The sequence below is a fragment of the Legionella nigrisilvae genome, from assembly GCF_977063395.2.
Genome location: NZ_CDRUGZ020000042.1, coordinates 246993 through 260993 on the forward strand (window position 1 = coordinate 246993; position 14001 = coordinate 260993).

The following is a 14001-nucleotide window of genomic DNA, read 5'->3' on the forward strand; positions in this document are numbered from 1 at the left end:
TTTAAGCTCTAAGCCAATTCGAGCCCTTCATCTAGGAAGAAAACTTCATCATCAAAAGCCCGGAAACGATGAGAAATGCTGCAACAATTCGCATGATATTGACTGGTTCTCCCAGCATAAGGAGTCCAACCAGGAACGCACCAACTGCACCGATTCCAGTCCAGATTGCATAAGCAGTTCCCAAGGGTAGGGTTTTCATAGAAAGAGCTAGCAATATAAAGCTTGCAATCATTGCCACAATTGTAACGATGGAAGGAAGCGGTTTCGAAAAACCCTGAGACAATTTCATGAAAAAAGCCCATACTATCTCAAGTAAACCAGCAACAGTTAATATAATCCAGGCCATATTACCCTCTTTTCATTAAGTCGGGCCGTCCCGGGTGTAACCATTTCGGGTGAGGTCGTCCTCACATGGAACATTATAGATTATTTTGCTTGGGATCGGCTATGGGCTAACTATATATCTTGGAAAGCCTAGCGTAGGACTCATTTGCTATTAAGTTAAAAGCTGTTGTCTCGCGAAAGTGGAACCCCAATTTCAAGCAAGACCAATTTAATAATTGAAGTCATTATTGGGTTAAACGGAACGATTTATCCCTGGAAGCAACGTGCAATATTGAATCATTATCCTCTTTTTTAACAAAACTCAGTTGATAGTCTGACACAAATTTCGCAATAGCTGCTTTAAATAACACTTCTGTAACCGCAAATGCTGGGCAGTTGCGTTGACCTATTGAAAATGGGACAAATGGAAATTGACCAAGGATATGATTATTTTTGTTATCGGATTCATTCCCAACTTTCATGTGCTGCTTCGGTTGTAAAAATCGTTTAGGGTCAAACGCATCAGGATTCGTCCAATATTGTTCGCCTTTAGCTAAAGCATGTAAATCAAATATAATCATCGTGTTAGGGGGAATATTCATTGAATCCGATGAATATCCATTTTGGGTATATCGGGGTACTGCAATAGGAGCATCAAACCGCACTGACTCCTTATAAAATGCATCGAGTATGGGTAAAGATTTCAGAGCTTTAATGTCTAACTCTTCGAAAGTCAAATGAGCTTCATCAATTTCATCGCGAATCATCTCAAATTTGCTTGGGTCGGATGCAATTTGCTCGAGGCATAAGACAATCGCATCAGTTAAATTATCTGCTGCTTTGAGGATCATCGGTAGCGATTGAACGATGGGATTTTGAAAATAGCGTCTAATCTCAGAAACAGGTAAAGATTTTAAAGCATTTGAAAATTCACTCTTTGAGAGATCTGGGTTTTCATCTTTAAACAAACTTACTATAGAAGCAGCAATTAAATTTGCATCTCCGGGATGATCGTCGGAATGAAGCACGGCAACCACTTTTTCGAACTCCTGCTCTAAAATCCCCTTTGAAAAAGTCCGGTAAGTATCTCGTTTTTTTCTTAAGCTCGGCATAAAATTAAGCAATTCAGGGAAAGGAAATGCACCCCAACGTTTTACATCGTTTCGATAAGACTCCATCATATTATAGGTATCTTCTGGTAATTGCTTGATACCCAGCATATTTTCGACCATTACCGCTCGCACAATTCCACATATTGAATGACGAATTTTAATATCCATCTCAGAAACCGTCCTTTTTTCTATTTCTATGCTGAGAGGATTAGCAAGCCGGGATGGGGTTAGAAAACGAGACAGATTTTTTCTCGATGTCAGTGCATCATGTCCAATATCTGAAATTATAAAAAAATCATTCCCAGAAAAAAATTTAAACGAGGCATGTCCTTTTCGGCTTGATTGTTCTTTATCGAATTGAGTGATTAATTCAACAAACTGAGCTTGAGACTTTGGCGTAATAACAGCATAGTGTCCTCCCAAATATCCCAAACTCACAACGCTGTATCCCTCTTCGCTACTCCGGGCTTCAGAGGTTAAAGTTTGGATCATCTTTTTCGGATCTCGAATAAAATCTCTGGTACGGCCAACTCCAAATTGTTCTGCTTGGTGCAAAATATTAGTCACATATTCATATGCTTGGTTGGAGTAATATTGAATACTTAAGGCTATTGAACTTTCAAATAACTCACCAAACATAGATACTCCGAGCAAAATATCAGTCAAATTGAACCATCTTAATTCATTTGGAGAATATTGCAAATCTTCGAATGGCTTCTTTCGTAGCTTAATTCTCGCCCAAAAGAAATCGATCCATCAGTTATATGAAATAGAAATAATAGAAGGGTTTTCAGATTTTGTTTCTTGCAGCTGCTTTTTATAATTATGAGTCATAGTTTTAGTTAATACGGATGAGGGTAAAGACATAGTGAGTTCTTGATGGAGCATTATTTTTTTATCGTGTATATTTTTTCGATCGACAATGGCTGTTTTCGCATCGTGTATCCGTTTTGCATCCTCTTTATTTTCCGGCAAGATAACTGGAAATTTACTGACGGCATCTAAATAAGCTTTAAGTGCTTTGGGTGACTGTCCATGCTTTGTGTATTCATCAGCAATTAAAGAATATGCCCAGAAATCTTGGAGATTAAAACTAAGGAGTCCTTTATTTGACTCGAGCATAGTACCTACCTGTTCAAAATCGCCATGTCGTGCATAGGCAAGCATTCGTTCAGGAATAGATAATCGTTGCGATATTTTGAATAAATCTTTGGGATCGATGATCACATCATTAATTACAGGTTCTAAACCAAGTTTCATCGCACAGAGATTTACCGCTCTAATATTCGCCGGTGAAAAATAGGCATGGGTAAAATTAACAAAAGAATTCAAATCAACTTCTTTTTCACTATGTAGTGCTTGAAATAACTCATTAGTATATTTTCCCGTATCGTGTTTGATGACACTTCCTATTTTAAATTGCCACTCACCCTTTTCATCTTGAAAGAAAAGAATATTTTCAAACCCCATAGCATCCATAATGATATTCGTTTTTTGATAAAAATCACGATAATGATTTAGAAACTCAATCATTAGCTCCTTAAGTTTAGGATCGCCATCTAAACGTTGTACTATTTTGCCGATTCGTTCATCAATCCTCGAGTAATCATTAAAATCAAAACTGGAATCAGAGTGATCCTTATGAATAAGTATTTTATTCGCTTTATCGCACAACACTTTATTGTGCTCCATTAAGTAGGGATCGAGTTCCGCGGGTTCTATTTTAAAATCAAATTTCACTTTAGACTTGAAGCATTTTTCATAGGGAACGATTGATAAAGCTGCCTTTTGAGGTTCTTTTCCAGGGAGTAAAACGTGTTGGATAGTATGTTGTTCCCGAATACATCGTTGTTTATTGTCCCGATCAAAACAATCGTATAAAACAGCATATTTTTTCTCTAACTCTTCAAGCTCCTTAGGATTGGGATTTTGTTTCATTACTTTAATAACATAAGGGGCATCCGGAAATCGATAAAGCGCATGGGTCCCCCCTTCGGCAAAACGCTCGGCTTTGGTTAAATCAATAGCGCCAGATTCAGTCTTTGGCGCAGAAGCAAGCCAACTCTCCTTCAAAGCACTCAGCTTAGGATGGACTTGGGGTAAAAGAACAGCAAGTCCAGTTGCCCAAGGTTCTACTGCATGTCCCCCATCATGAAGTGTGCATGGAACCTGTAATTCTTGGGCTAGGGCCATAGTGGCTTGAGTTAATGGTTCATCACCTAACCCACAGTCTCCTGTTTCCAAGGTTCCTGCCTGGAGATGAATATTAACGCCTCCTTGAGGTACTTTTTGTTTGGACAATTCATCATAGCCTGTCTTAAGCATATGCAATAAATATTGTTGCTCATCCTTATTAGCCAAAGGTGCACGCCAAGTTCGGTCCTCTTCATAACGTACAGGCTCATCGACTTCTTTACCTTTTAAGCGGAGTAATGAGGGTCCCCACCAAACCGCGGGAGATTGAGCAATCACGTGTCCATAGATATCCGGGTGCATTTTGGCTGTATATAAAGCTTGCAGCCCCCCCATACTTTGTCCACATATCCCTATTTTTTGAGGATCTCTTGTCACTTGGATATCTGCTCGCTTTAATGCACTGGGAATTTTAGTAAGCATCGCATCGGTATGCAGATCACAACCATATTCTTTAAGTCTTGGCATAGAAGCCCATTGCCCTTTTCCCATAGTAGGTGGGGAAGGTGATACAAATACTGCAATGACCGGTTCTATTTTACCTTCAGCAATTAAATTATCTAAAATGTGTTTTGTGCCCATGCGGTTTCCAAAGGCATCCTCACGTAAATGCATATCCCCATCGAGCATCACCTGAATATTGTACTCTCTAGATCTAGATGCAGAAACTTTATATCCTGCCGGAAAATAGACTTCAACCAACTGATCCCCAGACTTTAATGTATAAGGCTCCTCTATAGGCTCACTTAAAATGCCCGTTGCACTCAGTACGCGTTTTTGAATAGTCCCTTTATTTTCTTCGGCTAATTCACGATTCTCATACACCGATCGGATAATTTTCCCATCGGATAAAGCGATTTTATGGATAATATTAGGCTTTTGAGCCAATTTCCCAGGCTGCACATCGGGATGCATAAAAAAATCGCTGCTTTCATTGGCTGCAATTGATCGTTTTGCGCTCCATTCTCCCTCTTTTTCTTGAGTCATGGAAAGCATATGACCTTTTCCTGAGGCATCACGATAACCTAATAACATTTCTTTGGGAACGGGGGTCCCAGGATTTGGCTTATAGATGAAGGTTGCGGTGATTTCTGATGAAGAAGTATCAATTTTTACTTCAACGATACCGGCGCTTTCTCCAGTTACCACAAATTGAATCGACTCGGACATCTTAATTTGCATTTAATGTGGGCAAGTTACTATTATATTTAATATTAATACAGGCCTGGTTAATTTATTTTCAAAATTTACACATTATTTGCAGTTGATGTGCCGAGCATCTAATCAACCGGCAAATCCTTACTGCCTAACCGCTTTTGGAGTAGAGCATAGAATCTTGGTGCTTTGATTCATCCCATATTTCCTCTTCAGACAAGCTTGTTTCAATGAATTCGATAATTGCCCCATGGTCCTCGATCATTGCTACTCGAAAATTTTTTAAGGGAAAATAAGGCTCTAAAAGAACATGTTTGCCCTTTATTGCCTCCTCAATACATTGCACTTTATAGGCTATATGGGGTTGAGTTTGAATCAGCTTATGTAAAGGGCAATTCGGACCAAATCGATGATATTGAATACGTCCGGGTAGTTCACCTCCTGAAGTATACATATCCATAACAGCACTATAACGCTCCCCTGCACGTGGCTGTGTAACGGGTATTCCAACGTGATGATATTGATAGTTCATAATCTACCTCTCTACTTGATTTATTCCAATTGTACTTATCAATTAGGGGAATATTAATCCATATTTGTTCGGCAATTATGAACTTTTAGTTTATAATTGATGCTTAATTAAATAACTAAATCGGTTATTATGTTAAATTTTTCTCAATTAAGATGCTTTATAAAAGTAGCAGAGTATCTAAGTTACAATCGTGCTGCGGCCGAGCTGTGCATTACACCGACCGCTGTGAGTAAGCAAGTTAAGAACTTGGAAGATCAACTTGGGGAAAAACTCTTTATCCGAGATACTCGTAAAGTGCAACTGACGGTATTTGGTGTAGTACTCCTGGAAAAATTTCAGAAACTTCTTGCGGAGACACAACGTATTGAACAATTTATCGAATCAAGACAATCCATTCCTCAAGGTCAAATTACCATTTTGGTTTCGACCATTCTTGCTAAGGAACTCATTCTCGATCGGCTTGCTGAGTTTATGGCTCAGTATCCCTTGATCGAATGTGAATTTTTGTTCTCCGAACAAGATAATGATTTAGCGCGTAAAGATATTGATGTGATGGTCGGTTTTCCGGAAATTCCACCATTTACAGACCATTTAAAATACAGAAAAATGAGCCCAATCAACAATATTCTTTGTGCAGCACCTAGTCTAATCCAACGATATGGAATGCCCGTTCGACCCTTCGACCTCATGGACTTTCCATTTATTTCCCACAGTCTGAGAAAACCGGCTACGGAACTCCCACTAGAAAACGGAACTTATCTATCCTGCCCCCATCCCATACTCTTTATGGATGACTTTAATGCGCTAAACCAGGCTTGTAAAAAAGGAATAGGTCTCTTTTTAACAGGTGACACACTCGTTGAGCAGGCCCTGAAAGAAAAAACACTCATTCATATTCTGCCGGAAATAAAGTTTAAACAATATGAGATTTTTACATTTTATCACTCCTATGGATCGGAACTACCTAAGGTAAGGGCATTTCTTGATTTTTATGTACCCAATCCGGCATAAATATCATTTGAACGTAAATTATCTCATTTAAAATACATTTCTTAATAATTTTTCTAGACAGTAGGAAACATTTTGTATTCTAATGATTCACCGATTAAGGAAAGGAAAAGGAATATGGCTTTTACAAGGATCTTCTTTTTAATTGTATTATTTAGTGTTTATGGCATACAGGACATTCAAGCTGAAGAAACGGATCAATTTACTCTTCCACCTGGTGAATTACAAGACATCGGCCCAGCAGCAAGTTACAGACTTTACGAGGTCCTTGAAAAATCCATCGCGCAAACCAATGCAGAAATTCAAATGCTTCTCCCCAGAGCAAAAAAGAGTCGACATGCGGCGTCACAATTAGCAGCTCGCCGTAAAGATACCTATATTGCTGATTTAATATATACAAATACCGGCCCGGGTTTTCCACGTTGGTTACGTCGTTTACCTAAAGATTCCAATCCCATGATGCATAAAGAAGTCTGGCCCTGGAAAACTGTTTATTGGCTCGTTTTTTCGCAATCGCCCCTATTTGTGATTGGACTTGCTCCAACGATTAATATGTATGGTTACCATTTTGGTACCGATAAACTGGGGCATTTTTTCATGATGGGGCATACCTATTACAAAATTTATAACTATTTTCTGGATCATGGAAAAACAACACAACAAGCCCATGCCGCTATTGTTACTTACGGTCAAATTCTAGAGCAGACCTATCTAGGTACATTAATTAATGGGGTGTATTCCAATGCGGATTTAGCTGCCAATTATGCAGGGTGGAAGTTTTATATGAATCTGGCACATAGCGTGAATATTGGAGAGCAGACACTTCCCCCAATCCTAGTTTTGAATGGGGATAAATGGGAGTTTTCCAAACACGTTAATGAGTATAACTTATTGGAACCCTATATTTCAGATAACCTAAATGAAGCCTATAATCCTTGTCGTTACGCTTTTATGCGCGATCAAATTCGTAGACAGATTAAGAAGCGTTGTACTGATTGGATAAAACGCAAGGAACTCACCAAACAAACAGTACTCGCGAAGCTCGAAGAAACCAGTCGGTGGCATGGAGAAAAATACGGCCACTGGCTTCCTGCTGATAATGCAGTCACTCTGGATGCTTGCTTCGGAGGTAAGTAAATCTCTTCACTGTCTCATCAGCACGCAGCCCAACCTTGTCCTAGCGTGCTGAGATTAATTCACTTTAGTAAAAAAATATCAAATATGGAGAGTTTTTCATTATGCCCAAAATTGCCATCATTGGGGCGGGTGCTTCTGGTCTTACTTCCGCTGTAGCTGCTCTTGATGAAGGGATAGTTCCCACTCTTTTTGAAATGTCATTCCGGGTTGGTGGTGTATGGGGTCCAGATGATCGTAAGCCTTCGGATCAAGGCTCGGCTTGGCCCGGAATGAAAGTAAATATCTCACGGCATACCGGAACTTTTTCTAATTTTAATTGGCCAACTGACACCGCTGATTTTCCAACCACGCAAGAGGTATATGATTATTTATCCAACTATACAAAACACTTTAATCTTTTACCTTATATTCGCTTTGGGTGTCGCGTCATAGAGGTATTAGAACAAGATGGAAAATGGCTGATTCGTTGGCAAGAAAATAAAACAACGCTAAAAGAAGAATTGTTTGATTCGCTTATTATTGCAACAAGTAAATTTACCAATCCCTATATTCCTAAGTTTAAAGGCTTAGACCAATTACAGGATAACATGCTCCATAGCTCCAAATATAAGTCTGCCAAGGACTTTGTAAATAAGCGTGTTTTAATACTTGGGGGATCTTTAAGCGGTACTTCACTTGCAGAAGAAGTTGCCAAAATAACCGAGGTGACCCATTTATTAAGAAAAGAACGCTGGGTAATAAAAAGATATCGCTCTTCGGATCCTCAAAATGATGGCCCTTTTCTGCCCAGAGACTTATTAAAAACCTATGCTAGTTCACAAAAACCCATGTCTCGAGAAGAACAATATCAATTCATGTTGCAGCACTGCCCGGAACAAAATGAGGTCCCAGAGTGGCATATGTCCCCTAATTCTCCTGTGGGTTTTGTGGTAGCCGATGATTATTTCAAAGAAGTGCGTTGCGGGAAATTAAAACCTATTTGTGGCGAAGTCGACTATTTTCTAAACTCCAGTGTCGTCTTAAAAGATGGTCGTACTCTTGAATTTGATGTTGTTATCTTTTGTACTGGTTATGAAAGAGACTTATCATTTCTCCCTGAACATCTGCGTCTTCCTCCAACTTCGTTACTTTATGAAGATACTTTTTCACTCGCTACGCACCGTCTAGCATATATAGGTATGTATCCCGGTGCTCGTGGAGCCGTATTTCCTCTTGTTGAATTGCAAGCACGCTATGCTTGTGGGGTATTTAGTGGTCGCTTGAAGTTACCTCCAATCGAGACAATGAAAGAAGAAGCCGCGCATACCTCCAAAGACCGCGATGAACTAGAATTTTCAACTGCATTGGCGGAAAAACTGGGCATAACACCTAATCTAAATTCCTATAACTGGGGTTTGCGGCACATGTTATTAAACGGTGCATATACCCCAGCAAGATTCCGGCTTGAGGGTTTACATAGTAATCCAAAAGCAGCATTAAAATCGATTGAAGAAACCGCGCTTTATAGACATACCTTACTTAAAGCACATGATAAGGTTCCTTCTTTGGTTTCTCTATGTTTGTTTCAGCTCAATAAACAAAAAAAAGAAGAGAAGCAAGGAATGGAGACATTTTCATTATCAAATACATTATGAAAAGCACACTATATTCAAGCTGGGAGTTAGGTTAAGAGCTTAATTCCCTCCATAAATCGCTTTATAAACTACACGAAATCTTATTCTTTGACTGCTCTCTCAAATGAGTCTGAAAGTGTTTGATGTTCTGTATGCAAAGTCATTTGTCTTAAATCCAGTCTTGAAATAATTTTCATCATCGTTGTATTGTTGATTTTTCTTTCTTTTCGCAAAGTGCGCAATTCCAAATGAGCCCCTTCTAGAGCCGCATATCTTAATTGCCGCTCAATTGTTAACGCTAACATACTCTTGATCTTTTCATGTTCAGAACCATGATTGGAAGCGATAAATTGATTAAAAGTCGCGATTAATTTATCTGCAACCTCGATGCATAAAGCTTTATCTCCATCATTAATCTCTTCACATAAACTCTTCATTTTTATTTTGATTGCTTCAACTGCAGCTTTGCTTAATGCCAGTACTGCTTCATTTTCCTCATTTTGAGTATGTCTATGCATCAAGTTCTTCAATCCAGGCGTTATTAACGGCAAGAGCAAACTACTTATTAAAAGGGAACAAAGAACAACGCCAATCACCAGGATGATTAAAAGCTTTCGTTCGGGGAAAGGAGCTCCATTAATCGTATGAGGTAACGATAAGATCGCCGCCAGAGCAATCGCTCCCCGTACCCCACCTAGTGAAAAGGTGCCGATTATTTTTATATTAGGGAAACGCCATGTACTACGTTTTCTTCTAGAAATTAATGCTTCAAAAGGCAAAGTTAAATAAATCCATAAGGTTCGCAATAAAATTAGCGTCACCGTGATAAGAACAACAATTTGTGTATATTCAGAGAAACTGTACCCTGTAGTCGCAAGAAATTTAATCGAATGGGGTAAATACAAACCCAAGAGAATAAATATGATTCCGTTTAAAGTGAGATCGAGCACTCCCCAGACAAAATGGCCTTCAATACGCATTTTGGCCATTGTTCGATCTAAAAATCCGGCTCTATCTACCGTAAAACCAGCAGCAACCGTAGCTAGAACTCCTGAAAATCCTAACTTTTCTGCGACTAGATATACACTAAAGGGTAAAAGTAATAACAAAAGATTTTCCGTAGTGGTCTCATGAGCGCTATGTTGGGTTAATTTTCCCAATAGTGAAATAAAAATATAAGTAAGAATAAAACCAACAGCAATCCCACCTAGACTAATAAATAATAAACTAAATGCTGCCCCTTTAAGTGAAAATACACCTGTGACCATCGCGGCAACCGCTAATTTAAATGAAACCAAGCCTGAGGCATCATTTAAAAGAGCTTCTCCTTGTAAGATATGCATAATTCGTTCAGGTATCCGAGCTCCGGCAGTCATGGATCTAAGGGATATTGCATCTGTTGGAGAAAGTGCTGCAGCTAATGCAAACGCCGCGGGTAACGGAATGAGTGGAACGAACCAATGGACTAAATAACCAATCCCTGCTACGGTGAAAAAAACCAACCCAATTGAGAGCATAATAATGGGTCTGGTATAGAGCAAAAACTCACGCTTAGGAAAATGCCAACTGTCATTAAATAACAACGGTGGGATGAACAATAACATAAAAAGTTCAGGATTAAATCCAACATCAAAGGTTGGAAATAAAACTGCCAGAATTGTTCCTATAGTAATTTGGATTAATGGAGCGGGTAGAAAAGAAATAAAGCGTGTTATCACTCCAGAGATAACCAATAAAAAAAGAAGCGTTAAACAAATTAAAACACCTTCCATTGCTCTTATCTCCTTAGGCTAATCAATTAATTCTAATAAATTACGTCATTATCCATGCAGCAAAATTTCAAAAACCAATACCCTAACACTACGTACAGTTGAACATAACCTCTAGTGAATGTAAAACACTTCAATGTACCTGAATAGTCAATCTAATTGCTTGGTTCCTATTAATGACCTATTCGGTGCAGAGAACTTCAAAAGGTCAATTAATATTCCAATTGCATAATTTGCGTACACACAGTAATCTTCATTAAATCCGCTGCTGGTATCATAGTAGTGTCAGTGGAGCACCTCGAACCTCTCTGAATAAAGTTACAAAATCATCCACACAGACGGAGAAATTTAGATGATAACGTTCAAAAGATTAACAATAGCCTTGGCCATGCTCTTACTCTCTATGGCTAATTGCCTTGCAACAGCAGCCAGTGATAACACTCAAAACCAACTTAATGTGTTCCTAATATCCGATCCGCATGTGGATATTACAAAAAAACAACCGACACACATAAATCCCTATCCCAATTCTTCCGAAGAACTGGACCCTGAAAGCTTTAAAACATTAATAGCTAGTATTGGCGAACAAATTGATTTGGATCAACAAACAAAGCATGCCGTTCTTTTGCTGGGTGACTTACCAGCCCACAACGCCTATTCGCGTAAAACAACAAAAGACAACATCAACTTGGTTTTTGAACAACTGAATGAAAAAATAAATCCTTCACCTTATTTTTATATTTTTGGTAATAATGATTCGCTGCAACGAGATTATGGGCCATTTACTTATAACGATGAATCTGCTTCTGATTTGTTAAAAGCGATAACAGGAAATGATGATGGATTTCTTTCAACAGGGCTTAAATGTCCTTTTAATGGGGAGGCTTGTATCAGCCAGGAAAACCAGAAATACGGCTATTACTCTGCATACCTAGGGGATCATCTCAAGCTTATTTCATTAAACAGTGTGGTATTTGTATCAAGACCAGGATTTTCACCATCGCGGGAGGGTGCCACCGAAGAGCTTCAGTGGTTAGAAAATGAACTTAAAATAAGTAAAGCAAACCATGAGCGTGTTCTTTTAGCGATGCATGTCCCACCGCAAAGTTGGGAAACAACCTATAAAGACTCGTTTAAAAGAATTATAAAAGCGTATCCGGAACTGGTTATTGGCATGCTTGCAGCGCATACTCACTTTGATGAAATCCATGCAATTAAAGTAGAACGAAATGGTTATGTCATTCCCATCATATATTCTGCTTCTATTGGATCAGATCATGGCAATGCTTCTTCTTTTAAAACCCTGAAGTTATCAAGATCTAATGCACAAGCCCCATGGCAATTAAACGATTACATTACTTATAATTTCATCGGTGCTACCGCAGCTAAAAGTCGACTCAATCAGTATTATGATTTCAATCAAGCCTTCTGCTCAGGAGCAAGTTCGGTAGGAAGTTGTCTTAACAAACACATTAATAATGATAAATTTGACAGTGCCACCAGCACATTAATGAGCAAACACTACACAGCCGGAAACCCCAATAATAGTCAAAAAATTGATCCATCCTCAAAGTGGCTCATGATCATAAAGTGATACACTAGGAAACACTCTTAAGAGACAACGTGTCATTCCCGCGCAGGCGGGAATTCCCTCTCACCAATAAAGTAAGTATGATTTGATGAGTAAATTCCCGCCTTGCACCCTAGCTATTAAAAAAATCTAAAACAGAACCCTCTGCTGCCAGCGTATCATCGAAACCCAGTTTCATTAATTGACGTGTGAAGGCTTTTTCAAATAATAAAAAGCTGAGTAGATCACCAGAATGACGTTTCGCACCCAGAAAATTAAGAAACATACGTAGTAAAATAGGAATGTTATGGTATTGAGATTGAGCCATGCCGGCTACATCCGTACTAGGCCGTAAATGCAAGGTTTGAATTGGCCGCCAATGAGCATATTCCTTCTCTGTAGGTATCATGCGAGCCATATGATTCATATGGCCAACCATCTCAAGATCACGTTCAAGATTATCTAAAAACAACCCATTGACCATTCCCCCTAACACACGGGAAAAATCAATATCACTGCTTTGTAATTTCTCTACGTCACTAACATTGGGTAATGTACGTGTACCAATTATTAAAATTTTATCGACTTGACTACGAATAGCACCTCGTAGAGGAGCCGCTAATCCCACATGCCCATCTCCATAATGAAGTCCATTTATTTTTGCGGGTGGAAAGAATAACGGTAATGAGGTTGATGCTAGAAAATACTCCATTTTAAGATTAACTCGTTGACTACTATGAAGCGGATCATCCCAATCCTCAAACTTTTCTGCATAATGTTGATAAAAGGAAATGGTTTTTTGGGCTTCATAACAGTTGCTGATGATTTCTAACATTTCCAAATTTTTATTTTTAATAACCCCTTCCAAAGTCTCAAAATTAATAATGTTGGTGATGAACTGACGCAAAGGCGAGGTATCTAGAATATGTCCCAACAAGCGTTGCTTAGTAAGCATACTGTTCATATTGCGCATTGCTGATACGCTGAGCGCGTAGTTACTGGACTTAAATATGTGCTGGCAAGTAATGTTGCTCCATAATTCATTTAACTTGTTCGTACCCGCAGAAAAATCCAGTGCATTTTCAGCGATTACTGCGGCATTAATACTGCCAACACTAACGCCAGTGATCATACTGAAAGGAATTTTCCTTACACCAAGAATGGTGTTGATCGCATGGAGTACGCCTGCCTGATAGGCTCCACGAGCTCCACCACCCGCTAAATAAAGTGCGATTTTGGTCATTTCTTACTGTTTTTTGGGATAGAAATAAAAAAATATAGCCCCATTGCGTGGCGCTGGCAAGTTATAAACTATGTTTCTCACCTTAGAAATCTCTTTAATTGAAAAGATTTTCATAGATTTATCAAATTAAAGAATGTCCCCTCACCACTTTGGCTCTTGACATAATATTTATTAAGTTGTATATTTGTACATTAATAGTACAATTTTGTGAAATTTAATGTCCCATTCTACTGTACACCACAAGTTAAATGAAAAAGCAGGTTTACCACAAACCTTTGCTTGCTTTTTTTATTTTAGCTTTTTTAGCCCGGAGCTGGGTGGTCGGTAGAATTAACTAACATTCCA

At 38.8% G+C, this 14001-nt stretch carries 10 protein-coding genes; 4 read left to right on the forward strand and 6 right to left on the reverse strand.

Translation table 11 applies throughout. From position 1 onward, the window contains the following. Positions 1 to 31: 31 nt before the first annotated feature. From ACWTE2_RS29450 to ACWTE2_RS29465, 4 genes are all read right to left on the reverse strand, one after another. Positions 32 to 346 (reverse strand): DMT family transporter, encoded by a 315-nt coding sequence (locus ACWTE2_RS29450; protein WP_454785545.1) that lies wholly within the window; start codon positions 344 to 346, stop codon positions 32 to 34. Positions 347 to 569: 223 nt separating this feature from the next. Further along, the gene (locus tag ACWTE2_RS29455; RefSeq protein ID WP_454785546.1) at positions 570 to 2075 is read right to left on the reverse strand and encodes a cytochrome P450; all 1506 of its coding nucleotides are present in this window, start codon (positions 2073 to 2075) and stop codon (positions 570 to 572) included. A 117-nt stretch (positions 2076 to 2192) separates the two neighbouring features. Beyond that, positions 2193 to 4799 (reverse strand): alpha/beta hydrolase, encoded by a 2607-nt coding sequence (locus ACWTE2_RS29460; RefSeq protein WP_454785547.1) that lies wholly within the window; start codon positions 4797 to 4799, stop codon positions 2193 to 2195. 136 nt (positions 4800 to 4935) lie between these two features. Continuing rightward, positions 4936 to 5316 carry a helicase gene (locus ACWTE2_RS29465; protein WP_454785548.1) on the reverse strand — a complete coding sequence of 127 codons (381 nt, stop codon included), beginning with the start codon at positions 5314 to 5316 and terminating at the stop codon, positions 4936 to 4938. Between the two features lie 129 nt (positions 5317 to 5445). On the opposite strand from ACWTE2_RS29465, the gene ACWTE2_RS29470 reads away from it, so the two are divergent. The 3 genes from ACWTE2_RS29470 to ACWTE2_RS29480 all read left to right on the forward strand — a co-directional run bounded on the left by ACWTE2_RS29470 (position 5446) and on the right by ACWTE2_RS29480 (position 9095). Continuing rightward, entirely contained in the window at positions 5446 to 6327 is an 882-nt protein-coding gene (locus tag ACWTE2_RS29470) for a LysR family transcriptional regulator (RefSeq protein ID WP_454785549.1), read from the forward strand. Positions 6328 to 6441: 114 nt separating this feature from the next. Then, positions 6442 to 7461, forward strand: coding sequence for a hypothetical protein (locus ACWTE2_RS29475; protein WP_454785550.1), 1020 nt, complete (start codon positions 6442 to 6444; stop codon positions 7459 to 7461). 101 nt (positions 7462 to 7562) lie between these two features. Beyond that, positions 7563 to 9095, forward strand: a complete 1533-nt coding sequence (locus tag ACWTE2_RS29480) for a flavin-containing monooxygenase (RefSeq protein WP_454785551.1) — start codon at positions 7563 to 7565, stop codon at positions 9093 to 9095. Positions 9096 to 9175: 80 nt separating this feature from the next. Here the strand turns inward: ACWTE2_RS29480 and ACWTE2_RS29485 are convergent, their stop codons facing one another. Further along, the gene (locus ACWTE2_RS29485; protein ID WP_454785552.1) at positions 9176 to 10846 is read right to left on the reverse strand and encodes a Na+/H+ antiporter; all 1671 of its coding nucleotides are present in this window, start codon (positions 10844 to 10846) and stop codon (positions 9176 to 9178) included. Positions 10847 to 11195: 349 nt separating this feature from the next. Here ACWTE2_RS29485 and ACWTE2_RS29490 point away from each other — a divergent pair, with 349 nt between their 5' ends. Next, positions 11196 to 12437, forward strand: coding sequence for a metallophosphoesterase (locus ACWTE2_RS29490; protein ID WP_454785553.1), 1242 nt, complete (start codon positions 11196 to 11198; stop codon positions 12435 to 12437). A 109-nt stretch (positions 12438 to 12546) separates the two neighbouring features. On the opposite strand, the gene ACWTE2_RS29495 is transcribed toward ACWTE2_RS29490, so the two are convergent. Further along, positions 12547 to 13656, reverse strand: coding sequence for a patatin-like phospholipase family protein (locus tag ACWTE2_RS29495; protein WP_454785554.1), 1110 nt, complete (start codon positions 13654 to 13656; stop codon positions 12547 to 12549). Positions 13657 to 14001 lie beyond the last annotated feature (345 nt).